The organism is Photobacterium sp. AWH4_225 (assembly GCF_056158405.1).
Genome location: NZ_JBSWTF010000004.1, coordinates 453,972 through 479,458 on the forward strand (window position 1 = coordinate 453,972; position 25,487 = coordinate 479,458).

Consider the following 25,487-nt stretch of genomic DNA (forward strand, 5'->3'; position numbering starts at 1 on the left):
CCCACTCTGCATGTTGGTAAGTCGTAGGGTTAATTCAAAAAGCCAAGCTCTTTCATCAAGTTACCCATCTCTTTTTCCTGCTCTTGCAAGAAAACTTCGAACTCTTCACGTGGCTTGTAGATTTCAGTCCAACCGTAGCGGTCTCGAACATTTGTCCACTCATCGGTTTGGTACATCTTCTCTAACACGCTGGCAAACTCATCAGCCTGCTCATTGCTGATCCCCGGCGCCGCGAAGAAACCACGCCAGTTAACAAAGCTCGCGTCATAGCCCAGCTCTTTCAGGGTTGGTACATTTGGTGCTACTGGCGAACGGCTTTCACCTGTCATGGCCAAAATGCGGACTTCACCCGCCTCGGCAAGGCTAAGCGCTTCGCTTAAACCCGTTGATAGCACTTGGGTTTCACCCGACAGTAAGCCAGCCATTGCTTTACCGCCTGCATCATAGGCAAGGTATTTTACGCGACGTGGTTCACCACCAGCGGCTTTGAAAGCCAATGCCGCAACAAGGTGATCCATACCACCACGAGATGAACCACCAGCTACAGAGACGGAACGAGGATTTTTCTTATAGGCTTCTGCGAGTTCATTGAAAGACTGATACGGAGAATCTTTCGCCACGACAAAGGCTGCATAGTCACCAATAGTCGCTGCAACTGGGGTCAGGTCACGGAATGACTGAGGGAAAACTTTCGAAAGGGAGCGAATAACAATAGGAGTCGAATTCACCATCAAGGTATCTTGTGACTGTTCAGCCGTCTTGATCAGATAGGCAATTGCTTTACCGCCGCCGCCACCAGACATGTTTTCATAAGACACTTTGTCGACCAATTCTGATTTCGAGAGTGCTTCACCGGTACCACGTGCTGTGCTATCCCAACCACCACCTGCACCACCAGGTACCAAGAAGTGAATTTCGTCGACTTTCGCCTGCACCGAGCCAATGCTCATTGCAGAAGCCATAATCGTCGCCAATAGGGTTACACGTTTGCGGGTAATAAACTGAGTAAGCATAGCTCTTTCCTCGTTGAGTGTTGTTTTTATCCTTCAACACAAAGGTAAGGCAGCTATTGAGCAAACTAAAGATTGTAAAATTAATGTGAATAACGGCTTTATTTATCATTTTGTTCATATTGTTCACAGCATGTCGCCACAAAAACAGGTAAAGTCGTTACATCATTAACGGTGAAAGGAATCACCCGCTTCATGTTACGTATGCTGTCGTTACGCCACCTCAGATTAAAGTGGCGTATGGTATTGATTTTAGGTGTTATTGCCGTACTTCAAACCGGCATGCTTGGCCATTTCGCGATCCGCTACCTCGATAGTGTGCTGGATGAGCAAATCGGTCAGCAGGCCATGCGAGTGGCTCTGGCGATTGCTGCTTCCCCCGATGTGGTTCGCGCAGTTGAAGCCAGAGACTCTGATTTTTTGCAACCATTAAGTTACAAACTGGCCCATTCAGCAGAAGCCCGATTTGTCGTTTTTGGCGATAAGGACGGTATTCGCCTTGCGCATCCTTTCCCACATATGATTGGTAAGTCCATGGCGGATGACGATGGTGATACTAATGAACCCGCCCTTGTGCATGGTAAGCCCTATGTATCTAAAGCCCTTGGCAGTATCGGCTGGTCAATGCGAGGCAAAGCACCGGTTTTCAATGCTTCCGGCACCAAGGTTATTGGTATCGTCTCTGTAGGTTATATGCTCGATACCGTCGATAGATTAGTGAGCAACCACCGCCTCAGCATGTTCTTCGCCATTGGGGGTGCTTTCCTCTTCAGTGTGTTTACCGCTGTCTGGTTTGCTTCCCATTTCAAAAAAGCTATTTTCAACTTAGAACCGGAACAAATCGGCCGGATGTTCCAGGAACGAAATGCGACTTTGGAGACCGTTCGCGAAGGGATTGTTGCTATCAACCACGAAGGGAGGATCACTACCTTCAACCACGCAGCAATTAAAACATTGGAGCTGCCGGAAGACGTCAATTACATCGGTAAACATATTCAATCGGTATTACCTGATAGCGGCATGCTCGATGTACTTGAGCAAGGTGAACCCCAGTATGATCAAGAGATTTGGCTACATAACCATCTACTGATAGCTAACCGGATCCCACTGATCCAAGGCGATCAGGTTACAGGTGTGGTCTCAAGTTTCAGGCTGAAAAATGAAGTTGATTTAGTCAGCCGCAAGCTTACCCGTATCAAGCAATATGCCGAGAGCTTGCGCAGCCAGTCCCATGAGTACAACAACAAACTCCACACCATCGCTGGGCTTATTCAAATCGATGCCAAAGACGAGGCACTGGCAGTCATTGGCCAAGAGTCATCAAGCCATCAAGCTTTCATCCAACAACTTATGGAAGTCACCTCCGATAGCATTCTCGCTGGTTGCCTACTGGGTAAATACAACCGTGCCAAGGAGCTAGGGTTAGAACTGGTCATCGAGCAAGACAGCCAGATGTCAGCCCTGCCCGACACCCTACCCCGAGAGCAACTGGTTAGCATTTTGGGGAACCTAATAGACAATGCATTAGAAGCGACCCTTTCCCATCATGGTAAAGGCGGCACAGTAACTCTTGTCCTTTCAGATTTTGGCAAAGAACTGATTTTTGAAGTAGAAGACCAAGGGCCCGGTATCTCAACTGACGATCAGGACAAAATCTTTACCCGTGGCTACACAACCAAAACCTCGCAAGGGCACGGTATCGGGTTGGATTTAGTGAAAAGTCTGACTGATCATCTCGGTGGACTAATTACCGTTGAATCTATTGAGGTTGGAACGGAAACCACCGGCAGTCGATTTACTTTATATCTACCCAAACAGCTAAACCACAATAACAAAAATATCCAGGACAAGGATTCAACGACGCACACGGAGGAGCAATCATGACCACCATGATTCGTATTGTTATCGCTGAGGATGACCCACAGATTGCCGAAATCCAACGCCGTTTCATTGAACGAATAGAAGGGGTCGAGGTGATAGGGATCGCACACGGCATTGATGAAGCGCGCGACCTAATTGAAGTGCTAACGCCAGAATTGGTACTGCTGGATAACCAGTTTCCGACGGGAACCGGCTTAGAGTTACTCAGAGAGCTACGTGCAAATGGCTGCAACACCGATGTCATTCTGGTCACCGCTGCCACTGAAGTCGATACCCTGCGTCAGGCGATGCACAGCGGTATTTTCGACTACATATTAAAACCTCTGGTATTCGAGAGACTGCAGGCCTCATTGCAAAAGTTTCGTGGTCACCTTGAACGTTTTTCCGATATCGACTCATTGCTCCAGAGCGATGTCGATGGTTTGTTACAAGCCTCAACGGACGATACCAGTCAGCAAGTCAGTGTTGCTAAGGCGACTAATCGCCTACCTAAAGGCATCGACGGGTTAACTCTAGATAAAATCCGGGCAGTATTCAGTACGCCGTCTACCCTCCTAAATGCTGAAGAAGTCGGGCAACAAATCGGCGCCAGCAGAACAACCGCGAGGCGGTATCTTGAATATATGGTTAGTACCGATGAACTCAGCGCTGAAGTCTCTTATGGCAGTGTTGGCCGGCCTGAACGCAGATACCAGTTGTGTTAAAGATTTAAAAACAAGGGGAAGCCATTTCGGCTTCCCTTTTTGCTTAGTCTCTTTTATCTCTTATTTAAATGGTATCAAGTTGCTGTGGCACTACTTTCCCGCCCTCGGAAAGCATTCAAAGATGTAATCACCACAACCACGGCAACAGCCGCAAGCTTGATAGTCAGTCCGCTGAAAATCAGCGCAAAAGGCACCACCAATAACACTGCACGTTCGACCATAGACAGAGGCTTGATTAGCCGTCCTTCAATTGCCCCGGCAAAGGCGACAATCAAGGCGATAGTCGTGACAATCGCAAACATGAAGCCCAGTAGGTTTTCTCCATCATAGATCAATGGCGAGAAAGCCATCATTAATGGGATCAGGAAGAAGCCCTGTGCCAATTTAAATGCCTGAACCGCAGACTGCATCGGTGATGCACCAGCAACACCAGCGCCGGCAAACGCAGCCAAGGCGATTGGTGGTGTCACATTCGATGTTTGCGACAACCAGAACACAATCATGTGAGCGGCCAGGATGCTCAAGCCTAGCTCAGTTAAAGCTGGTACCGCCATAATCGACAATACAATATACGCAGCAGTAACTGGTAAGCCCATTCCCAAGATAACGGCCGCTACAGCAATCAAGGCCATCACCGACCACAAGTAACCACCAGACAGCGCCATCAGGAATTGAGTAAACTGCAAACCGATGCCGGTTTGACCGACGACCCCAACCACAATACCCGCGGTAGCACAGGCAACCGAAATAGGCAGCGCCAATAGTGCCCCTTCTTTCATCCCTTCAAAGAAAAGACGGATACTGATACGGCTGTGCTTACGGCACATGGCTGCGACCAATATAGCACTACAGCCTGCGATACCCACCAGCACAGGCGAGTAACTCATCAGCAGCAAGGTCGTGATCAGCACCAAAGGCACAATAAAGTGCCAGCCTTGCTTCATCACTATTTTTAGCTGGGTGACTTTGTCCATACCTTTTAGGCCAAGCTTACAGGCCATCAAGTGGACATAAAGCAGGGTACAACCAAAGTACAAAATAGCCGGTGCAATCGACACCAATAGAATTTCGCTATAGGCAATACCGGTGAACTGGGCCATGACAAAGGCCCCTGCCCCCATTACCGGCGGCATAATTTGCCCACCCGTAGAGGCCGCCGCTTCAATACCTGCGGCTTGCTCAGGCTTATATCCGAGCTTCTTCATCATCGGAATGGTCAAGGCACCGGTGGTCACCGTATTGGCAATAGCCGAGCCGGAAATAGACCCCAGCGCAGCAGAAGCCACCACACTGGCCTTTGCCGGACCACCACGGTATTTACCCGCGACAGCAAACGCCGCGTCAATAAAGAATTGGCCCGCGCCGGTCACCTGCAAAAATGCACCAAACAGCACGAAGATAAAGACCACACCTGCGGCAATTGCCAACGGCGCACCAAACACCCCGTTGGTAGAATAAATATGGAAACGGATGATTTCATCCAGTGCGAAACCTTTACTCGCTACACTGGCAGGCAAGACATCGCCAAACATGGCGTAAGCCAAAAAGATCGCAGCAATCACCACCATGACCATCCCCACGGTCCGGCGTGTCGCTTCAAGCAGTGTGACGATTAATATCGAGCCGGCCAGGACATCATCAGCACCTAACCCGTCAAGCAAAAAGCCAATATCGTCATAATCAAACCGGACGATATGCTGCGCAGCCCACAAGGTGGCTAATACCATTGATAAATCGATAAGCCTTGCTGGAAGATAAAGTCGGCTATCTTCTTTGACTAATGGCCTAACGAGGAATACGAGAGCGAGGATCCAACATAGGTGGACGGGGCGAAATACAGGTGCGGAGAGGTTGGCAGTTAGCCCCTGCCAAATTTGAAACACTGATAATGCAATTGCAGCAATGGTTGCTATTTGCATTAACCGCTCAGTGACCCTGTGATTTAACGCCGAAGATTTGGTCATTGCGAACTCCTTGTACACTGCAATGTTTTCTACCCCCGAAATGCTTCGGGGGTATACGTTTACCTATCGATAGAGATAGGCATTACTTCGGTTCTCTTATTTTTTCTCATCCATGAACTGCTGAGAGCCTGGGTGCAGAGGAATACCTGCAAGCTTGTTCATGTTCTCAACCGTAGTGAATTTAGTCACGCCGATAGACTGTCGGATTTGATCGATGTTATCGAACGCTACCTTAGTCATCTCGTAAGCTAGATCTTTATCCAAGTCCCCTTTCACCACCAGTACATTCCATACTGCTGGCGCTTGGAAAGCAGGGACATTACGGTAGCTGTCGGCATCGACATCTAGCCCGCTGTATGACGCGTTAGCCTCATTGATTTGCGCAATTTCTTCATCGCTGAACGACAAGATACGAATATCACGAGTCAAAGCGAGCTCGGTAATTGCACCAACACCCAGGCTACCGACGATAACACCTGCATCAATCTGGCCATTAGCCAATGCTTCGGTCGTCGCCGTGTAGTTCAGGGCCTGACCGCGCATATCGCTTTCTTCAACACCTAGGGTCTTCAAAATGTTCAGTGCACTAACACGAGTACCTGATCCCGGCGCACCTAGAGCTACACGCTTCCCTTTCAGATCAGCTACAGATTTAATGTCTGAGGTGGCAGGTACCATGAATTGAACAACGTTAGGGTACAGTGCAAACAGAACGGACACGTCCATTTTACGTGGGAACGGCTCTGTGCCCTGATAGGCCTGCTGTACAACATTGCCCATTGCAATACCGGCAAGCTGCTGCTTGGTCGACACCTTGATGACATTTTCTACCGATGCCGCTGTGACTTCTGCTCGCATATTGAAGTCATCAATATTCTCACTCCAGATCTTTGCTAACAAACCACCCAAGGGATAGTAAGTACCGCTTTGGCTACCGGTGCCTATTGTGTAGTTATTCGCAGCAACTGGCAGAGAAACCGCTAGAGCCAAAGAGATAATCCCTTTTTTGATCATTGAACGCATTGAGTACTCCTTCTCGTTGAATGCCGGATACTAAGTGTCAAACTCGACACATACGCATCAGGTTTTATTGTCATACAGATGTTGCATCAAATGAAATCGCATTGAAATGTTAAAATTGTGAAAGTTGTGAAAATGAGATATTGGTGGTGTTAAAGGTATCAATAGCCTCCTTTGCCGAATAAAAGCGCGAAGCATCCCCTGCCGCTCCACATTATTACAGTATAGAAAAAGTAATTTGCCTTACTAGGCAATTACCACCAAAAGAGAAACAGTTATACTACGCCTCATATTGATACCAACTATCAACAAACAAAAGAGAGGAATAAATGGGCTGGCTATTTTTATTGCTAGGGGTAATGGCAGAGGCAACTTCACATGTCGCACTTCGTGCCACGAATGGATTCACCAGCTGGCTGCCAAGTGTCATCGTTATTTTCGGACACCTGATCGCCTTTGTATTTTTGGGACAGGCAATGAAATCGCTTCCTATTGGTATCGTCCATGCAATCTGGGCAGGGCTTGCTATTGTTACCGTCACGGCAATGTCCGGACTTATCTATAAACAACATCTTGATGCCAAGGTATGGCTTGGCATGGTAATTGTTGCGATCGGTATTGCCATTATCAACCTAGGTGGCGCTGCCCACAGCCATTAATCAAGCCCTTCCTTTAATAGAAGTTCCTATTCAAACAGAAGGAGATTTTCTGATGGCATCAACTTTGGGATATACACATTTGATCATTCACCAATCATTTTAATCGTTTAAGTTTGGAGGAGAATATGACTGAAGAACGTGCCATCAACCTATACTACTATCTTGTACAAAACAAGGCGCCAAAACGAGAGTTAGATGTAGCAATAGATTTACTTAAACAACGCTATGATATCGACCTGTCCCGCTTAGAGAGAAAAAGGCATCGTCCGCAAAACCGGTTCGATATTAACAGCTATGGTGCAGGCGGATCACGAACAATGAATCAAACCCGTCAGATGCAATCTTAAGAACATTAAATAAGTCATATCTGATAAAGAGTAAAGTTAAATTTGTATAACAATTTATCAATAACTTAAATTCAACTTACTGACTAATAGAGAAAAGGAAAAATCAAATGACATATAATTAATGATAAATAATTTACCGTGTATTAAAACCACACCGTTCTATTTCAAATGAATTTTAAAAAGTTACTTTTATATATAGAATCGATATATAAAAAAATAATTGCAACCTTTTCCAGACATTACAATCCAACTTGACAATCACGACATTGAACAGGCCTCAATAAATCAATATCTTATATCAGCAAATAGAAAGTAGTCTTATTGTGATATTTCTTGTCGCTGCTACGATATAACTTGCCATTTTTTATAAACTTAGTTCTATCAAAAACGCTAACCTCTCAATTTGTATGGAATTCAAAATGAGTGATACAGCCCCCAGAAATATAGTAAGCGGTACAAATATTGAAATTGAAAAAGCTGCATTCAAAGCAGACATATTCAAAACCAACACATTTAAAACAGGAGCCTTAACATGTATAATCACATGCCTATTTTACTCCGTTAACTCAAACGCTGACGGATGTGATATACCAACCGGTGCACCTCTCAGCCCTTTATTTGATGCGCAGCCTTTCACCCAGGCGCTTTATCGAATGGAGGAGTTTGGAACAAGACCCATACCGTCATCAGCTCCGACTTCAAATTGGGATTCCTTCCCTCAACCTACTAGAGGAGATAACTCCCCTGACGGCCCTCTTTTAGATAGCTTCCTCGCTCAATCTCTGTTTCCAATTCCATCAAGAAAATTAAAGGGAGCAGAAGCTAATATCAGTGACCACAACCCTTGGCAGACAAGAATTAACCAGATCCTCAATCTCAATTTAACCAATGCTCCCGCTGAGGGTCGTCCACCGGGTAAGGATTGGGCCCATCAACGTTGGGAAGAGTTCTACCCCACCGAATATACTATTACAGCCCAAGCAGGTGTTCGTACCAACAACGGGTTTAGAAACCGTTTCCAACGCCACGAGTATAATTCAGTAGAGTTTGGAGAAAACGGGCTTTACCATTCAACACTTCAGTGGAGCAATGGATCAGAGTCATTAAACATAACTGGCACCACCGCAGGTATTCCTCCTCGATTCCATCCTAAAATGCCGTTACAAGACAGAAATTCATTATGGACTTTTGACGGGACATTTCCGCCAAAACTCCTCAAGATGCGTTATGGGGAATCGTTGTTATTTAGGCACTACAATGCCCTACCGATTTCACCCAAAGCGAATAATGGCTTCGGCCTTCATACTATTTCTACCCATCGTCATAATGGGCACAATCCTGCAGAGAGTGACGGCTACACCCAAGCGTTTTTCTTCCCAGGTCAATACTTCGATTACCGTTGGCCAATGGCTCTCGCTGGCCATGATTCTATCAACATAGATGCCAGTGATAAGCGTGCGGGAGGTCCTGACGGTGCTGGCGGGATCAAGAAGGTACAAGGTGATTACCGGGAAACCATTAGTTCCCAATGGTTCCATGATCATATGCTCGATTACACCGCACCTAACGTTTACAAAGGCAATGCCGCTCTTTTGAATATATACAGTGCGCTCGATCGGGGGAAAGAAAACCACTACGACAAGGTAAACCTGCGTTTTCCTAGTGGTACCGACCTCGACTGGGGAAATAGAGATTACGACATAAATCTATTGATGGCAGACAAAGCCTGGGATAAAGATGGGCAGCTCTTCTTCAATATTTTTAGTGTTGATGGCTTCCTCGGCGATCAAATGCTGGTCAACTGGCAATACAAACCTTATCTCGATGTCAGGGCCAGAAAATACCGATTTAGGCTACTTAATGGATCTGTCTCCCGGTATATGAAAGTGGCGGTCATGACGGAGGATAGAGAACCTGTTCCCCTCTATATGATTGCCAACGATGGCAACATCATGGAGCACAGTGTGTACTTTGCCAACGGTATCCTTCCTACTCAAGCGATTGCTGAACGCTACGACATCATTATCGACTTCAGCCAATTTGAAAAAGATACCAAAATCTATTTCGTTAACCTAATGGAACACAAAGATGGCCGCGAACCAGAGGGGACGCTTGGTCGCAACAAAGCATTCAATGACCCATTTGAACGAGGTAACACCTGTGACCCAGCCGTCGGTAAATTCCTTGAAGTCAGGGTGCATGAGTACGGAGGCAAAGATCACAGCATGAACCCAGCCGACTATGTCAAAGGGAAGAAGAAAATGATCCCTTTGCCTAAGTTCACCAATAAAGAGTTGGCCAATGCCACGCACCGAACGTTTGATTTTGGCCGCAGCAGCGGGACAGACACCTCGCCGTGGACCATAAAAACTGATGGTGGCCAAGGCCTTACCGCAGATCCCCGGCGCGTATCAGCAGCACCCACGGTTGGCGATGTCGAAATCTGGCATTTTAAATCCGGTGGGGGCTGGAGCCACCCTATCCATGTCCACTTTGAAGAGGGTCAAATCCTCAGCAAAGACGGAGAAAAACCACCAGAATGGGAACGCTGGGCAAGAAAAGATATTTACCGGCTGGGTGATGAGGTCAACAGTAGTCGGGAAATAACCATTGCCATTCGGTTTAGGGAATTTATGGGCAGTTATGTGGAACATTGCCACAATACCCAGCATGAAGATCATGCACAACTACTTCGCTGGGATATTGAAAATCCGAATCAAGCGATCCCTATACGCAGTCCTATGCCGAGTTGGGAGGGCGTAAAGTATGTCGATTCCTTCACTCTTCCCACCTATAAAACCGGCGATGAAGATGCAAAAGAAGACTTTAACGACGATTAATTCAGATTGACGAAAAACGTTTAACAGGTGGCATCAATGACTGATGCCACCAAGGAGATATGATAATGAAAATAAATAAATCACTGCCAATTTTGGCAATCTGTGGTTTTATACTTCTGTTAAATAGTTCCCCAACCTTTGCCGCAAAATGGCGCGAAAACTACTTCCCTAATACTGAACTCACAACACACAACAACACCAAAGTTAATTTCTATAGTGACCTACTCAGAGACAAAGTTGTACTCATTAATTTCATCTTTACCCGCTGCCAGAATGTCTGCCCAATGGAAACAGCCAGGCTGGTTGCTCTGCAGCGAAAACTCGGAGATAGGGTCGGCAAAGATATATTCTTTTACTCTATATCCATCGATCCTGAGTATGACACACCTGAAAGGCTCAACGACTATGCTAAACAATATCAAATTGGCCCAGGCTGGCTTTTTCTGACCGGCAAGAAAGACGAAATTGATGAGCTCAGAACCAAGCTTGGCCTATCCATTGATGATTTGGAGATCTCAGAGGACGGTCAACTAGATCACAATTTAAGCCTTATCATAGGTAACGAAGCTACGGGTCGTTGGATGAAACGCTCCCCCTATGAAGATACCGCTGTTCTTGCGGCTATGATTGGTGATTGGCTTCATAATTGGCAGTCTCCTTCTAGCCAACAACTCGCCTCCTATGACAAAGCACCAAAGCTGGATGAAGAATCCCATGGCAAATATCTCTATCGCACACGATGCGCAACATGCCATTCTTATTCCGATAGCGATGAAATGCTTGGCCCTAATTTATCTGGCGTGACTGAGCGCAGGAAAGAAGAGTGGCTGCGCCGCTGGCTCAAAGAGCCTGATATCATGCTTGAAGAAGACCCTGTTGCTATCGCCATGCTCAAGCAATATAACGGGGTTCGCATGCCAAACTTCCAGCTTAGCGACACCGACATAGACAGCCTGATGTTATTCATGAAAGAACAGGACAGCCAGTAAACAGTTCAATGTTGTCGTTTGAGATACCTTGTGTAAGTCATTATTACTCACATAATGGCTTACACTCGTGCAGCTTAAATCTAATTGAAGCTGTAACGCTGATGACCATTTATATTATCAATATCAAGTAAGTGACAAAATAGTATTTTAAATGACAACATAAAAAACATATATTTTCTGAAATTATAATAGGTTCATATTATAGAATAATTAATTCTAACAGGAATAAATGTAGTCATTTCCAGACATTGCATCAGGGTTTAATACCCACAATTTTAGAGTGGATAAAATATCAACAACTTAGCAAACTGTAATAAATACATAATCTTTGTGATATTAATCTCGACTGCTAGGCTTTTAAATTAATTTATAAGCGGTAAAAGAATCCATCAGATACGTCCAACAACCCTATTTGTATGGTATTCACAATGAATAATACAAATTCTACTAATAACGTCAGCGGTACACGGAATTCTCTTCAAACAACAAAAATAGGAGCTTTAACATGTCTCATTTCATGTATTCTTTACTCCAATAATTTATTGGCTGACTGTGATATTCCAACAGGCGCATCGCCAAGTCCATTATTTGGCGCCGAGCCATTTACTCAAGCCTTATATCGATTAGAAGAATTTGGGACGATTTCCCTGCCAAATTCATCGAACCCAGGAAATCCATTTCCAACCCCTAGCGATAAAAATTCATCGCCAGCGGGTTATAAATTGGATAACTTCATGGGGCAGACTCTTTACCCTATACCGGACTCATCACACTCTGGTTCCTACGCTAATACGTCGGACCTGAACCCTTGGAAAGCCAAAATTAACAGCTTCCTTGGTCTTAACTTGGTGAATCCCCCAGCTGAAGGCCGGCCACCTGGAATAGATTGGGCGCACCAACGCTGGAGTGAGTTCTACCCAGAAGAGTATACGGTGACTGCGCAATCTGGCGTGAGGGTAAACCTCGGCTTTCGAGATCAATACCAAAGTCATGAGTTTCAATCCCATGAGTTCAAAGAAGGCGGTTTATACCACTCAACCTTCAACTGGGATAAACAACCTGATCTCAGCGATGACTTCAAAGCAACAACCAATGGTATACCGGCGCAGTTCCATCCGAAGATGCCTGTCCAGCAAGCCAATACCTTGTGGACATTTGATGGCACGTTTCCGCCTAAATTGCTGAAGATGCGTTATGGCTATCCAGTATTATTCAGGCATTACAATGCTTTGCCTATATCACCTTCAGCCAACAATGGTTTTGGCCTGCATACCATCACTACCCATCAACACAATGGTCATAACCCAGCTGAAAGCGATGGGTATACCCAAGCGTTCTATTTCCCTGGCCAGTATTATGACTATCGTTGGCCGATGATTTTGGCAGGACACGACCATAGGAACAAGAAGGCAACGGATTATCGAGCAGGCGGTCCAAACGGTTATGGAGGTATTCGGAAGATCCCCGGCGATTACCGAGAAACCATGAGCTCACTCTGGTTTCATGATCATATGCTCGATTTCACCGCCCAGAATGTTTACAAGGGCAATGCTGCTTGCTTGAACCTCTACAGTGCCCTGGATAGAGGTAATGAATACATTGATGACGGCGTTAACCTCCGTTTTCCCAGTGGCACCCATTTAGACTGGGGAAACCGTGATTACGACGTAAACCTGATGGTGGCCGATAAAGCCTGGGATAGGAAAGGCCAGTTATTTTTCAATATTTTCAATCTCGATGGCTTTCTTGGCGACCGAATGCTAGTCAACTGGCAATATATGCCTTACATGGATGTCAGGGCACGTAAATATCGTTTCCGGGTCCTTAACGCTTCGGTCTCACGCTGGATGAAAATCGCGGTGATGACTGAGGACAAAGACCCTGTTCCACTCTACATGATTGCCAATGATGGCAACATCATGGAGCACAGTGTATTTTTTGAGAAAGGAGAACTTCCCACCCAAGCTATTGGTGAACGCTATGACATCATCATAGACTTCAGCCAGTTTGCTCCCGGCACCAAAATTTACTTAGTAAACCTTATGGAGCATGAAGATGGCCGTGAACCAGAAAGTACCCTAAGTCGCTCTAAAGCCTTTAATGACCCATTCAAAAAGGGAAACACCTGTGATCCTGCAGTCGGCAAGTTCATGGAGTTTAGAGTTCATGAGTATAATTATGTCGACCACAGTATGAATCCTGCGAATTACGTTAAAGGCAAGCAGAAGATGATCAAGCGTCCGAAATTCACAAAAACAGAATTAGCCAACGCCCGTCATCGCTCCTTTGAATTTGGCCGCAGTAGCGGAACAGATTCAGCCCCTTGGACCATCAAAACCGATGGCGGCTCTGGCTTTGCTACCGATCCAAAAAGGCTCTCTGCTGCCCCTAACATTGGTGATGTTGAAATTTGGCACATCAGTGGTGGCGGAGGTTGGAGCCATCCTATCCATATCCACTTCGAAGAAGGGCAAATCCTCAGCCGAGACGGTGGTAAACCTCCTGAGTGGGAGAAATGGGCAAGGAAGGATATCTACCGAATAGGCGATGTCAAAGACAGTAGCCGCGAGCTCACGGTAGCTATCCGGTTCAGGGAGTTTATGGGCAGTTATATGGAACATTGCCACAATACTCAGCATGAAGATCATGCCCAGTTACTCCGATGGGATATTGAAAAACCGGGGCAAACTGTACCCATCAGAACCCCAATGCCCACATGGGAAGGCGTCGGTTATGTGGACTCCTTTACCCTGTCCACTTATAAAAAAGGTGATGTGGACGCTAAAGAGGACTTTAACGACAACTAAGCTATACATTTTCACTCTCTCCTAATTATGGCGGTATCACTTTGATGCCGCCTTGGATGGAGTTGATACGATTAACTTTTGGCTCTCTGTCATATTCCCTTACATTTACCGATATAAACTTGCAGTGATTTTCACTTACACACACACTTCACCACAAGATCATGCTCGTATTTAAAAACAGCGTTTTTAAAATCAAGCACATAGAACCAAGCGCTTAATCGCTAAACGCTAGCTGAAAAATGCAAGTATTTTTACATTTTGAAATATAAAAAACACCGTTCAATTCATACAGGAATGATTCAGTTTACAGTTGGTAAATTAGCGCCATAACAAAACGCAATCACATCAGTGATAAGCCTTAAAGCATATTTATCAGCAGGAATCATCATGAACACTTTCGCCAAAACTTCTATTGCTTCTATCATCGGCCTGGCTCTTCTTACTGGCTGTGTTAACCCTGACAACCAAGATGATCCAAACGCCCTAACCAAACAAGGCGCAGCCGGTGGTGCCCTACTTGGCCTGACCCTGGGTGCTTTGACTGGTGATGCAGACCTAGCAGTTAAAGGCGCTATCGCCGGCGGTGTTTCTGGTGGCGTAGCAGGTGCTTCTGCTGATATTCAAAACAACCGTGAAAACCAGCGCCATGACAGCCGTAACGATGCATTGACTCAAATCGGCAGCGGTGGTCAGGTTGCTGCAACCAACGCACAGCCACAAAACTGGGATAAGTTGGATAACTTCACCGGTAACTGGAACGTAAGTATTTGGAGCGGTGCAACCGAGCAAGCCGTCAACGCAACGGCGAAAGCAACTGGCTCTCTGGCTAAAACCACAGAAGCTAGCGTAAACATCAACAACATGAGCATTGACGGTCAATCACAGGCGCTCTCTTTTACTGCTAACTTTGCCTATACGCCTGAAACTGGTTACAGCCTGACCGTGACTGATAACGCAAGCAATGTTCCGGTTACTTTTGCCGGTGAATTCCAGCAAAGCATGAACCGTTACAACTTCTACCCAACAAATGCACAGGCCAGCATTTACGAAAACTTTGACTCTTCAACAGTTCGTCTAGAACTTGGTTTTGCAGGCCCAAGCGTATGGATGGTTGACACCTACGCTCAGGTTGATGGCCAAGAGCAAAAGATTCAAACTTACCGCTTCACCAAAAGCTAATCAGTACTTAACTGAAACCTAGTTTCCTGTAGCGCTGTGCCTTTCTAGATATCAAATCTGATATCGATAAAAGACACAGCGTCTTTTTTTAGAAAGAGCAGCTCAAGTACCCAACTGAAATATGGGTCCCCTTGCCAACATTTTCAGGGAAGTTTTCAGGGAAAGGCTGGCTATCATCATATTTACCCTCAACCTGAGTATCAAACTCCAGATCACCTTGTAAATCATATCCTTGGTAATAAAGCACCATATAGCCTACTTTTTCGTAATTAACATGGACTTCAAGGATGTCTCCAGACTCATAATAACCTTTAGGTGCCGCTTCAAACGAGACATCAAATTTTTCCCTGCCATCTCGCACTTCAAACCTTGCGTCCATACTGGTGTCATAGGGGCCGGGTTCCCAACATTCAAACCTTGTTCTATCTTCATCTTTTGCAACCGTGCCCGTTGAAAAAACAAGCACACCCATTATTCCCGCTGCTGTTAATAGACCTTGAATACCATTTTTCATGTTCTCACCTAATCAAGTTGATTCAATCAAACATGCCACTGCTTTTCCAAGCGGTACTACAAACATCCATGTTTCACGGGTATGAGACAGCTGTCGAGAAATTGTTCCATGTCGATATTGAGAAATATCGTCTGCAATTTTCACTCTATGATTACGACCATGTGTGGAACAAAAATAAAACTATAAGCCTCTTATTAGCATGAGTAGACTCACTCAAACACAGCATGACTACAGTAAGCTTGTGGATCAGTACTATGCAAAGCTTTACCGCTTTGCGTACAGCTTGACGAACTCACAAGCAGATGCCGGTGATCTTACCCAACAGACATTTTGTATTTGGTTGGAAAAAGGCCACCAGTTGCGTGACCAAGACAAGGTTAAGACTTGGCTGTTTACCACGCTGTACAGGGAGTTCTTGCATACAAAGCGTAAGCTCAGTGTGCTTACGAGTGATGAAGATATTGTCGAAGGTTCAACAGAAGACTTAGAAAGCCAAGATCCACTATGCATTGATCCGAAGAAGGCCATGACAGCCATATCAAACTTGAATGAGTTTTATCGTACTCCCTTGATTCTGTTTTACATGCGAGAGCACTCATATCAAGAAATTGCAGAGATCATTGGCGTTCCTATGGGTACGGTTAAATCAAGAATTTCAAGAGGCAAAACAATGCTATACAAGATCATTGAATCTGATTTAACCGACTTTGACGATAGCTTGGAGCAAGTAGGAGCAGACTAATGGATAGCATCAAAGCGAAATCAATTTTAAGACTCTATCGTCCAGGTGTAGATGAAATCACTAAACTCACCTCAGAGGCTCTTGCTTTAGTAGAAGAAGACCGTGAGCTAAAAGTTTGGTATGAAAAGCACTTAGACAATGAAGATGCCATCAGTGAGCAGTTAGACAGTATTGCAATCCCTAGCGACTTGAAAGACCAACTTATCCAGCAGTTCACTGAAAAAGGCGAAGAAAAGACAAAGGCAAATCCTACACTTTCAAAGCGTCATTCATGGCTAGCCCCACTCGCCATTGCGGCTTCATTGCTACTGATCGTATTGTCCTGGGGGATCTTTAAGCCAACAGAAAAACCAAGCTTCTCCCAGTTTCAGCAAGACATGATCGCTTTTGCCAGCCAGCCTTATGAAATGGATATTACTGTCGAAGATCTAACATTGATCAATCAAGAGTTTGGTAAAGCCAACTGGCCAACGACCTATGTCACCCCAGAGCCACTAGACACCATGCATGCTTTAGGCGGCGTCACCCAGTTATGGGATGATAAAAAAGTCTCAATTGTTTGTTTAGAAGATGAGGCCGGTAAATATATTTGGTTGTTTGTTACTCAGCTCAATGTCTTTGGTGAAGACTCGAGTGCTGTGCTTGAACCAATGCTAATCAGTGAAAAACCGCTTCTCACCCATACCGCATGGCAAGATCAACGTTTCCACTACTATATGATTGCTGAAGGCGATATCGACTTTATTAACAGCTATCTCTAGACGATTCCTCCTCAAAAAACCATAGCCGAATTAAACCGGCATGGTACTTTGATCTCAAAATGGCCACAAACTATTAACAAAAACAGTTACATGATAGATATTGCCTGTTACTCTTTATATATCAGAACAATAACAACGAAACTTCATGCCAAGCAATATTCCATTTTCTCATCTCACTTTTTATTCCCGAAAATGGCTCTGTTCGCTGCTGGTTATCGCGTTATTTACCTCTTCCCTACTGTCATCCATTGTTGTTCTTAATCCCCAATATTTTGACAAACAAACGGGTTGGTTAACGGGTGATAACGTCCTGGTTTGTACTTCTGAGGGGTTAAAGTGGGTTTCTGTCTCTTCTCTTGATAGGCACAGTAACCATCAGAGCCATGACGAACATTCAGACTTTAATGCCCACTGCCCTGTTTTTAAACTGCATGACGGAAAAGGCTTCTCGTTCGATGGCGCCTACAATTTTGTAGGTTTTATCCAGTTTGTCGGCCACATTGGAAGCTATCAGTCTCAATACCACAACCTTGCAAATAAGCTATACCGAATTGCGCCTAAACACTCTCCACCTATATCGATTAAATTTTCATAAATTTAATGTATACCCATAATTTTATTGGCATGACGCCAGATGGAGAACGTAATGAAAACAATAAAAAGCATTTTGCTAGGAAGCCTTTTTGCATTTGCCGCCGCAGCTCAAGCACACGACTACAAAGCCGGCGATTTACATATCGATCACCCTTGGTCAAAGCAAGTCCCGCCGACCTCTCAGGTCGCGGCGGCATTTTTCAATATCATGAACCACAGCGACAGTAGTGATGAGCTGATCAGTGCCTCTTCTCCAATTGCAGGAAAGACTGAATTACATGCCCATATCCACGAAGATGGCATGATGAAAATGCGTGAAGTTGGCAAAATTGATGTGCCGGCCCATGGTGCACAAATGCTTAAGCCGGGCGGTTATCACGTTATGTTTTTTAACCTCAATGAAGTACCACAGCTCGGTGATAGCTTCCCTCTGACCCTAAACTTCAAACACGCAGGAACCGTAGAAGTTGAAGTGAAAGTAGAAGAAGCGACCTATGTGCCTGAAGGCATGAAAGACGAGAAGATGGATCATAGCCATCACTGATGCTTTAAGCATCCTCATAACCAATAATTAAAGCCGACATCAAGTCGGCTTTCTTCTTCCCCCTTCATGATATTTATCATTCCCTTGCAAATGCTCGGCATTTACACTGTAAAACAGTGAATAATATCTATAAGTGCCACTTATGCGTCTGGATGACCTCAAACTTTTTACCACGGTAGTAGAACTCGGTAGCTTTTCGGCTGCCGCCAATGCCCTCGACCTTCCTCGGGCCAACGTGAGTCGCCGAATAGGCGAGCTGGAAAAGCACCTCAATGCCCAATTGTTTTTCCGCACAACTCGCAAACTTCGCCTAACCCAGCACGGGGAAGTGCTTTACCAAGAGCTATTGAAAGTGGTTCAGGGGATAGAGAAAGCCCAAGAAGCGATGTACCAGCTCGATAACAAACCCACAGGTAAGATTAAAATCGGTGCCCTTCCAGACAGTGATGAACTGCTGCAACCTATCCTCACCCAATTTCAGCAAGAGTTCCCTGATGTGGAACTGGATGTGCGTTTCAGTACCAATGGTTACCATGATCTGTACGAACAAGGGCTTGATTTAAGTTTTCATGTTGGGCCGCTGCAAGACTCCAGCCTGGTTGCTCGCCACATTACTTCTATCCATCGCTTTTTATTAGCGAGCCCAGCCTATATCGAACAACACGGTGAACCGAGCAGTATTGATGAACTCACTCACCATCGCTGTATTTGCTATCGCTGGCCAGATGGCAGAATCGAGGATACCTGGCGCTTTACAGACACGACTGTAAAAGTAAAACCCGTACTCAGTAGCAACAGTACAGGCTACATTCGCCACTCAATGATCGCCGGCCAAGGGATAAGCTTCCTTCCGTTGCTTCTCGCAATCAAAGCGATGGAATCCGGCGAGTTAGTCCAGATCCTTCCCGACTGTAAATCACAGTCAGAAGATGTATGGCTGATTTATCCCGACCGGATGGGTATAAGCCAAGCAACTCGAGCGCTTATTGACCACTTACTCGAATACTTACCCAAGGCCTTTTGATTGTTGCATTTTTTGAATCAAATACAGAGAACATCCTAATTTAGCAAGAAGAGAATCGCTTTTATTGTCACAAATATCGTGACAGTGTTTCACGTCGCAGCATGATTATTCATCCTCATCCACAACTTAAAATAACACTGTTTTTTTAATTGAGTGGAATGGATGATGAAAACAATAACTCCATATGCATTGGCCCCTATTGCCATGCTCGTTCTCAGCGGCTGCAGTGACATTACGCCACCAGCTGCTGAAAAGTCTCTACGACCAGTGCAAGTTATTGAGCTAGGTAGCCAGCATCAATTTAATACCCGCCAATTTTCTGGGGTACTAGAAGCAATTGATACCGCCAACCTTGCGTTCAAAGTGCCAGGGACCATTAACGAAGTACTGGTAAAAACGGGAGAGCAAGTTAAACAGGGCCAAGTCATCGCAAGGCTAGACCCACATGATTATCAGGTTGCGGTACTTGAACTGGAAGCTAGATTGGATGAGGCTAAGGCCGCTAAAGCATTGGCGGATATCGAACTTAAGCGGGTCAAACAAGCCACCAGCGACAATGCCATTGCTGAAGTAAATTTAGACAGGGCCGTATCGGGCTACAAACGCAGTCAGGCAATGGTCAAGGTGGTTGAGCAGAATCTACAAAAAGCACAAGATGCCCTCTCCTACACCGAGTTGACCGCCCCTTTTGACGGCGTGATTGGCAAACGCTTTAGTGAGCAATTTGAGCAAGCCGCTCCAGGCCTGCCCGTTTTCACTATCCATCAACCTAGCCATCTTCAGGCTGTGGTAGATATCCCTGAAAGCCTCATCAACCAGTTCGAAGGTCAACCAAGCGGAGCGGTGTCATGGTATGGCAATAACACTCCTATCCCTGCCACGCTTAAAGAAATCAGTACGCTGCCAGATCCCATCAAGCAAACGTATCAGCTCACCTACCGGTTGGATCAAAGCGCGCTGACAATGAATGACTCAGCCCTACCAGGAAAAGCTATTCAGCTGAATATCGCATTCGAACAAAGTGATGGCCAGTATTGCATTCCCTATTCGGCAATTATGCAGACAGGCCAAACACATACCGTCTTAACCATCAAAAATGGAACAGCCAATCCAAAAGGCGTAACAATACACTCTCTGCAAGCGAATACAGCGTGTATCTCCGGAGACATAAACGCTGGCGATAAAATCATCACAGGGGGAGTACCTTATTTAGAGCCTAGCCAACCGGTCGGTAAGGTGATCACCACAGCATTAGTGCCACCACAGGCTCAAAAAAATGAGGTAATAGTTGCTTCCGCAGCAGACTCTTCATTGTCCAATGACTCTGCGCCACAAACTCGATAGGTGACCAAGATGAATCTTGCAGAATTTGCCATTCGTCAGCGCACCTTCATTGTATTTTTTAGTGTGCTATGCGTGATCGCCGGTATCACATCCTATTTCAAGCTTGGCAAGCTTGAAGACCCGACATTTACTGTTAAAAGTGCCGTTGTCGTGACGCTCTACCCTGGGGCCTCGGCACAAGAGGTTGAGGAACAAGTCACAGATAAGATCGAGACCAAGTTGCAAGAGATGGAGACGCTTTGGAAATTGCGTTCACTATCACGGCCGGGTAGCTCGATGATTTTCGTCGACCTCCAAGAAGCGACCAACTCAAAAGAGCTTCCCCAGCAGTGGGACTTGCTTCGCCGCAAGGTCAATGACGTTAAGCTCAGCTTGCCGGCAACCGCCCAGATCAGCATTGTTCAGGATGAGTTCTCTGAAGTGTACGGTATGCTATTTGCCGTAACGGGAGATGGTGTTGAGCCTAGCGAACTGCGACTTTATGCCAAAGAGCTTCAGCGCCGCCTAAAAGCCGTCGAAGGTATCAAGAAAATTGAGCTACACGGCGTACGCAACCAAGTCGTGAATATCGACCTACCTGATGAACGTTTGGCTGATTACGGTATATCTTCCGCTCAGGTGATCAACCAACTTGCTAGCCAAAACATGATTTATGAAGCGGGTAAGTTCAAAGCGGGTATCGAACGTATCAGAATCGATCAAGGAAGTGAATTCAAAAGCTTGGATGATGTCCGGAACTTGATGATCAAGGGTGGCATTGGTGATTTAGGTACTGGCCTTATCCGCCTTGGTGATATTGCTACTGTCTCGATGGGTTACCAGACACCAGCCCTTTCTGAGAGCCGCTTCAATGGTATCGATGCCATTACACTGGCAGTAAGCCCTAACTCGGGTATCAATGTGGTGTCACTTGGTGATCAACTCAATCAGGTGATTGATGAATACCAGCAGACCTTACCGCTGGGCGTTGAGATCAACACCGTTGCATTCCAGCCGGAAGAAGTACAAAAGTCGATCAACAATTTCGTTTCCAACTTGGTGGAAAGTGTCGCTATCGTCGTTGTGATCCTATGGCTATTCATGGGCATGAAGAGCGCACTCATTGTTGGCAGTAGCTTAATTCTCACTATTCTTCTGACACTTATCTACATGAAGATAGATGCGATTGATCTCCAGCGGGTTTCGCTTGGTACCTTCATCCTTGCCTTGGGTATGTTGGTAGATAACGCGATTGTCGTAACAGACATGATCATCTCAAAGATCAACAAAGGCATCGATCGTCTAAAAGCGGCAAAAGAGACTGTTCAGGAAACTGCCGTACCGCTTCTTGCCGCTACTTTCATTGCAGTAATGGGTGCCAGCCCTGTGATGTTCTCTAAGACAGACTCTGCTGAATTTTCCGGTTCGGTATTCTGGGTAATGTGTGCATCACTGCTGCTTTCGTGGCTGATAGCAATGACCATCACGCCTTTGATGTGTTGGGCGTGGATAAAACCAAGCAACAAACAGTCGGCATCAAAAAATGCACGATCAGAAAACAAACCTTCCTTGTACCGCAGAGCCGTCCACTATACCGTGCGCCACCCGCTCAAGGGGCTAAGTCTATTAATCCCGCTGCTTGGTGTTACTGCGTTTGTGGTACCGCATATCGCAGTGAACTTCATGCCAACTTCTGATCGCCCGATGGTATTCCTGGATTACTGGCTACCTAATGGCGCTCAAATAGAACAGACTTCAGCAGATATGGTTCGTATCGAAGATTGGCTTCGTGAGCAACCAGAAGTGAAAGACTTTACTACGTTTGTCGGCGCCAGCGCACCGCGCTTCTCGGTAACGGTCGAGCCGGAGCCTTATGATCCAAGTTACGGCCAGATCCTGATCAACACCCATGATTTTGATGGAATAGCGGCGCTTGAACGAAGAGGCGATAAATGGCTGCAGGAACAGTTCCCACACGCAGAGCCTCGTTTTCGTGCCCTCAAGCTTGCTACTAAGGACAAATTCAGCATCGAAGCTAGGTTTATCGGCCCTGATCCTGACGTGCTGCATGACTTATCTAAGCAAGCGCAAGCCATTCTGCAAGCTCATCCAAACACCAAATATGTTCGTGATGACTGGCGCCAAAAAAGTAAGGTCATCGTACCGCAGCTTAACCAAGAGCAAGCGCGCCGAGCCGGTATCAACCGGACAGATGTGGCTCTGGCGATTCAACGGGCAACAGAAGGTGTTACCTTGGCACAACTCCATCAAGGTGATGAGCTGATCCCTATCAAGATACGTAGCGCAGAGGCTGACATTAGCTCGCTAGAAACCCTGCCGGTACGCTCTCTTATGGGTATGCACTCTGTGCCTCTTGGCCAGGTGGTCGACAAATTCGAACTAAAAGACGAAGAGAGCATGATGTGGCGCCGCAACCGCGTACCAGCCATCACAGTACAAGCTGCTGTTACAGGCATGACGGCTTCTGATGTACGCAAAGAGTTGGTCACCGACATTGAAGCTATCGAGCTGCCGTATGGCTATAGCTTCGAGTGGGGTGGTGAATATTACGATGAAGACAGGGCTATTACCGATACCTTCAAACAGCTACCAAAAGCCCTATTGATTATGGTGATCATCCTTGTTGCGCTGTTCAATGGCTTTAAGCAACCCATCATCATCCTGACCACAGTTCCGCTGGCTGCCACTGGTGCAAGCTGGTTCCTGTTGATGACGGATAAACCGTTCGGTTTCATGGCGTTAATTGGTGCCATCGCCCTCTCTGGCATGATCATCAAAAACGGCATTGTGCTAATGGATCAGATCGAATTGGAAAGGAAAAACGGCAAGGAGTTGGAAGAAGCGATTGAGGAAGCAACCTTAAACCGCACTATGGCTATTTCAATGGGTGCCCTAACAACCGCCCTAGGTATGATCCCATTACTGTCGGACCGCTTGTTTGACCAAATGGCGGCGACCATTATCGGCGGTTTGGCAGCAGCGACGGTATTATCCCTGTTTGTGATGCCAGCTCTATATCGCCTGTTTTACCGAGCAGATTTGAAACAAACAACCCAAAGCACTGTGGTTAACGAGGAGCTGACTAATGAAAAAGCGTAATTTATCAGTATTGGTCGCCGCCTTGATCCTAACTGGTTGTGCATCGGCACCTGACTACCAGCAGCCGAGTCACTCGTTGACGGAGACCTTCCTAAATCAATCCGTTGCAGGTACAAGTTCAGGCCAGCGTCTAGCCAATGAACCTATCAGTGCTCATTGGTGGTCACAATTTAATGACCCAACGTTAAATCAGCTGATTAAGGATGCCCAGAACCAAAACATCCCGCTTAAAGTGGCCTCAGAGAGGATCAAATCCGCCCAGGCATTTAACCAGATCGTCGAGTCTTTCAAAGTGCCGACGGTTAGCCTTGGCGCGGGTTATACCTCGTATGGGATCAGTGATAACGACCCGCTGCTCGGTGCCGCAGTGTCATCCAACAACCCACTGGGTACACCTATTCTGGACAGTGATCAAAGCGCATTTCATGCCGGCATGACTATCGCTTGGGAATTGGACTTGTTTGGTCGCATCGACAACCAAGCCAAAGCCGCTTCAATCCGTGCAGAACAAGCTGAGATCATGCGACAAGGGCTGACAACCTTGATCACCAGTGATGTGATTCATAATTACCTGCAATTACGAGGCGCACAGGATCGTAAAGCCATCGCACTCGATCTTATTGAAGATCAACAACAAACCCTGGAACTGGTCGAAAAAGTCCATCGAAGTGGCTACGGCTCGCAACTTGATGTTGCAAGAGCTAAAGCCATGCTGGCGGCAACCAAAGCCGTTATCCCTCAGCTAGAAACGGCTGAAACTGCCCACCAGCAACGCTTGGCAATACTGCTAGGTGAATCACCAAGACAAATGCAGCAGCGACTAGCAGCCACTTCTCCGCTGCCGGCCTTTGACGGTGTCATTCCAACCGGATTGCCATCAGACCTGTTACAAAGAAGACCTGATCTTCGCATCGCCGAACGGGAAATGGCTGCACAGAATGCCGAGCTCGCTGCGGCTGTTGCCAACCAATACCCGAAATTCTACCTGACCGGCGCGCCGGGAGTACTAGCTAACGACTTTGATGATTTGTTTAGCAGTGACTCGGCGACCTGGATGGCGAGTTTAGGTGTTAGTTGGAACATCTTCGACGGTGGACGTACCGATGCCATGATAGAGCTTCAAGAGTCACGCTTTGAAGCTAGCGCCCTTTCCTACCAGCATGCTTTTAACAGCGCAGTTGGCGAGGTTGAAACCTTACTGGCAGGCTACGGCAACAGCCAGCAATACCAAACACTGTTACTAGAGGCTGAAGCCGAAACTGACAAAGCAGTAAACAAAGCGCTTTCACTATACAAGGCAGGCTTGATTGACTACTTGTCGGTACTGGACGCCCAACGCCAGCAGCATGCAATGCGTGACCAAGTGGTAGCCGCCCGCCTTCAGACCGCCAACATGGTTGTTGGCCTGAACAAAGCACTAGGAGGTGACTGGGAAATTTAAATCCGCTCTCTGTTCGTTATTTTT

General features: G+C 46.2%; 20 protein-coding genes. 16 read left to right on the forward strand and 4 right to left on the reverse strand.

Annotated features, from left to right (window positions below; translation table 11 throughout):
* Positions 1–29: 29 nt before the first annotated feature.
* Entirely contained in the window at positions 30–1,013 is a 984-nt protein-coding gene (locus ACXAD4_RS19500; RefSeq protein WP_475243528.1) for a tripartite tricarboxylate transporter substrate binding protein, read from the reverse strand.
* A 192-nt stretch (positions 1,014–1,205) separates the two neighbouring features.
* On the opposite strand from ACXAD4_RS19500, the gene ACXAD4_RS19505 reads away from it, so the two are divergent.
* Together ACXAD4_RS19505 and ACXAD4_RS19510 are read left to right on the forward strand one after the other, a co-directional pair.
* A complete protein-coding gene (locus tag ACXAD4_RS19505; protein ID WP_475243530.1) occupies positions 1,206–2,894 on the forward strand; it encodes an ATP-binding protein in 1,689 nt (562 codons plus the stop codon).
* Positions 2,891–3,595: a response regulator gene (locus ACXAD4_RS19510; RefSeq protein ID WP_475243531.1), complete on the forward strand. Its 705-nt coding sequence runs from the start codon at positions 2,891–2,893 to the stop codon at positions 3,593–3,595. Before ACXAD4_RS19505 ends, ACXAD4_RS19510 begins: the two co-directional genes overlap by 4 nt.
* Before the next feature lie 74 nt (positions 3,596–3,669).
* Here ACXAD4_RS19510 and ACXAD4_RS19515 read toward each other — a convergent pair whose 3' ends face one another.
* The gene (locus ACXAD4_RS19515) at positions 3,670–5,559 is read right to left on the reverse strand and encodes a TRAP transporter permease (protein WP_475243533.1); all 1,890 of its coding nucleotides are present in this window, start codon (positions 5,557–5,559) and stop codon (positions 3,670–3,672) included.
* A gap of 96 nt (positions 5,560–5,655) precedes the next feature.
* A complete protein-coding gene (locus tag ACXAD4_RS19520; protein WP_475243534.1) occupies positions 5,656–6,582 on the reverse strand; it encodes a TAXI family TRAP transporter solute-binding subunit in 927 nt (308 codons plus the stop codon).
* Positions 6,583–6,908: 326 nt separating this feature from the next.
* Here ACXAD4_RS19520 and ACXAD4_RS19525 point away from each other — a divergent pair, with 326 nt between their 5' ends.
* The 6 genes from ACXAD4_RS19525 to ACXAD4_RS19550 all read left to right on the forward strand — a co-directional run bounded on the left by ACXAD4_RS19525 (position 6,909) and on the right by ACXAD4_RS19550 (position 15,400).
* The gene (locus ACXAD4_RS19525) at positions 6,909–7,238 is read left to right on the forward strand and encodes a DMT family transporter (RefSeq protein WP_475243535.1); all 330 of its coding nucleotides are present in this window, start codon (positions 6,909–6,911) and stop codon (positions 7,236–7,238) included.
* A 125-nt stretch (positions 7,239–7,363) separates the two neighbouring features.
* Positions 7,364–7,585 (forward strand): hypothetical protein, encoded by a 222-nt coding sequence (locus ACXAD4_RS19530; protein ID WP_475243536.1) that lies wholly within the window; start codon positions 7,364–7,366, stop codon positions 7,583–7,585.
* Positions 7,586–8,004: 419 nt separating this feature from the next.
* Positions 8,005–10,425 (forward strand): multicopper oxidase family protein, encoded by a 2,421-nt coding sequence (locus ACXAD4_RS19535; protein ID WP_475243538.1) that lies wholly within the window; start codon positions 8,005–8,007, stop codon positions 10,423–10,425.
* Positions 10,426–10,490: 65 nt separating this feature from the next.
* Positions 10,491–11,414, forward strand: coding sequence for an SCO family protein (locus ACXAD4_RS19540; RefSeq protein ID WP_475243540.1), 924 nt, complete (start codon positions 10,491–10,493; stop codon positions 11,412–11,414).
* Positions 11,415–12,148: 734 nt separating this feature from the next.
* Positions 12,149–14,221 carry a multicopper oxidase domain-containing protein gene (locus ACXAD4_RS19545; RefSeq protein WP_475243541.1) on the forward strand — a complete coding sequence of 691 codons (2,073 nt, stop codon included), beginning with the start codon at positions 12,149–12,151 and terminating at the stop codon, positions 14,219–14,221.
* 387 nt (positions 14,222–14,608) lie between these two features.
* Positions 14,609–15,400, forward strand: coding sequence for a hypothetical protein (locus ACXAD4_RS19550; protein ID WP_475243543.1), 792 nt, complete (start codon positions 14,609–14,611; stop codon positions 15,398–15,400).
* Positions 15,401–15,488: 88 nt separating this feature from the next.
* Here the strand turns inward: ACXAD4_RS19550 and ACXAD4_RS19555 are convergent, their stop codons facing one another.
* Positions 15,489–15,914, reverse strand: a complete 426-nt coding sequence (locus ACXAD4_RS19555) for a hypothetical protein (protein WP_475243545.1) — start codon at positions 15,912–15,914, stop codon at positions 15,489–15,491.
* 199 nt (positions 15,915–16,113) lie between these two features.
* Here ACXAD4_RS19555 and ACXAD4_RS19560 point away from each other — a divergent pair, with 199 nt between their 5' ends.
* The 8 genes from ACXAD4_RS19560 to ACXAD4_RS19595 all read left to right on the forward strand — a co-directional run bounded on the left by ACXAD4_RS19560 (position 16,114) and on the right by ACXAD4_RS19595 (position 25,463).
* Positions 16,114–16,656, forward strand: a complete 543-nt coding sequence (locus ACXAD4_RS19560; RefSeq protein WP_475243547.1) for an RNA polymerase sigma factor — start codon at positions 16,114–16,116, stop codon at positions 16,654–16,656.
* Entirely contained in the window at positions 16,656–17,417 is a 762-nt protein-coding gene (locus ACXAD4_RS19565; RefSeq protein ID WP_475243549.1) for a hypothetical protein, read from the forward strand. Before ACXAD4_RS19560 ends, ACXAD4_RS19565 begins: the two co-directional genes overlap by 1 nt.
* 145 nt (positions 17,418–17,562) lie before the next feature.
* Positions 17,563–18,012, forward strand: coding sequence for a hypothetical protein (locus tag ACXAD4_RS19570; protein ID WP_475243551.1), 450 nt, complete (start codon positions 17,563–17,565; stop codon positions 18,010–18,012).
* A gap of 51 nt (positions 18,013–18,063) precedes the next feature.
* On the forward strand, positions 18,064–18,555 hold the full coding sequence (locus ACXAD4_RS19575; RefSeq protein ID WP_475243552.1) for a copper chaperone PCu(A)C: 492 nt from the start codon (positions 18,064–18,066) through the stop codon (positions 18,553–18,555).
* A 142-nt stretch (positions 18,556–18,697) separates the two neighbouring features.
* Positions 18,698–19,579, forward strand: coding sequence for a LysR family transcriptional regulator (locus ACXAD4_RS19580; protein ID WP_475243553.1), 882 nt, complete (start codon positions 18,698–18,700; stop codon positions 19,577–19,579).
* 165 nt (positions 19,580–19,744) lie between these two features.
* Entirely contained in the window at positions 19,745–20,923 is a 1,179-nt protein-coding gene (locus ACXAD4_RS19585; RefSeq protein ID WP_475243555.1) for an efflux RND transporter periplasmic adaptor subunit, read from the forward strand.
* Positions 20,924–20,932: 9 nt separating this feature from the next.
* Positions 20,933–24,022, forward strand: a complete 3,090-nt coding sequence (locus ACXAD4_RS19590; protein ID WP_475243557.1) for an efflux RND transporter permease subunit — start codon at positions 20,933–20,935, stop codon at positions 24,020–24,022.
* On the forward strand, positions 24,009–25,463 hold the full coding sequence (locus ACXAD4_RS19595) for an efflux transporter outer membrane subunit (protein ID WP_475243559.1): 1,455 nt from the start codon (positions 24,009–24,011) through the stop codon (positions 25,461–25,463). Before ACXAD4_RS19590 ends, ACXAD4_RS19595 begins: the two co-directional genes overlap by 14 nt.
* Positions 25,464–25,487 lie beyond the last annotated feature (24 nt).

Bases quoted from the DNA above. Each gene is read 5' to 3' on its own strand.
- ACXAD4_RS19545 (WP_475243541.1), top strand. From the start codon at position 12,149: ATGGGGCAGACTCTTTACCCTATACCGGACTCATCACACTCTGGTTCC.
- ACXAD4_RS19555 (WP_475243545.1), bottom strand. From the start codon at position 15,914: ATGAAAAATGGTATTCAAGGTCTATTAACAGCAGCGGGAATAATGGGT.
- ACXAD4_RS19595 (WP_475243559.1), top strand. From the start codon at position 24,009: ATGAAAAAGCGTAATTTATCAGTATTGGTCGCCGCCTTGATCCTAACT.
- ACXAD4_RS19540 (WP_475243540.1), top strand. From the start codon at position 10,491: ATGAAAATAAATAAATCACTGCCAATTTTGGCAATCTGTGGTTTTATA.
- ACXAD4_RS19525 (WP_475243535.1), top strand. From the start codon at position 6,909: ATGGGCTGGCTATTTTTATTGCTAGGGGTAATGGCAGAGGCAACTTCA.
- ACXAD4_RS19520 (WP_475243534.1), bottom strand. From the start codon at position 6,582: ATGCGTTCAATGATCAAAAAAGGGATTATCTCTTTGGCTCTAGCGGTT.
- ACXAD4_RS19575 (WP_475243552.1), top strand. From the start codon at position 18,064: ATGAAAACAATAAAAAGCATTTTGCTAGGAAGCCTTTTTGCATTTGCC.
- ACXAD4_RS19585 (WP_475243555.1), top strand. From the start codon at position 19,745: ATGAAAACAATAACTCCATATGCATTGGCCCCTATTGCCATGCTCGTT.
- ACXAD4_RS19570 (WP_475243551.1), top strand. From the start codon at position 17,563: ATGCCAAGCAATATTCCATTTTCTCATCTCACTTTTTATTCCCGAAAA.
- ACXAD4_RS19500 (WP_475243528.1), bottom strand. From the start codon at position 1,013: ATGCTTACTCAGTTTATTACCCGCAAACGTGTAACCCTATTGGCGACG.
- ACXAD4_RS19560 (WP_475243547.1), top strand. From the start codon at position 16,114: ATGAGTAGACTCACTCAAACACAGCATGACTACAGTAAGCTTGTGGAT.
- ACXAD4_RS19505 (WP_475243530.1), top strand. From the start codon at position 1,206: ATGTTACGTATGCTGTCGTTACGCCACCTCAGATTAAAGTGGCGTATG.
- ACXAD4_RS19580 (WP_475243553.1), top strand. From the start codon at position 18,698: ATGCGTCTGGATGACCTCAAACTTTTTACCACGGTAGTAGAACTCGGT.
- ACXAD4_RS19535 (WP_475243538.1), top strand. From the start codon at position 8,005: ATGAGTGATACAGCCCCCAGAAATATAGTAAGCGGTACAAATATTGAA.
- ACXAD4_RS19530 (WP_475243536.1), top strand. From the start codon at position 7,364: ATGACTGAAGAACGTGCCATCAACCTATACTACTATCTTGTACAAAAC.
- ACXAD4_RS19510 (WP_475243531.1), top strand. From the start codon at position 2,891: ATGACCACCATGATTCGTATTGTTATCGCTGAGGATGACCCACAGATT.
- ACXAD4_RS19590 (WP_475243557.1), top strand. From the start codon at position 20,933: ATGAATCTTGCAGAATTTGCCATTCGTCAGCGCACCTTCATTGTATTT.
- ACXAD4_RS19565 (WP_475243549.1), top strand. From the start codon at position 16,656: ATGGATAGCATCAAAGCGAAATCAATTTTAAGACTCTATCGTCCAGGT.
- ACXAD4_RS19550 (WP_475243543.1), top strand. From the start codon at position 14,609: ATGAACACTTTCGCCAAAACTTCTATTGCTTCTATCATCGGCCTGGCT.
- ACXAD4_RS19515 (WP_475243533.1), bottom strand. From the start codon at position 5,559: ATGACCAAATCTTCGGCGTTAAATCACAGGGTCACTGAGCGGTTAATG.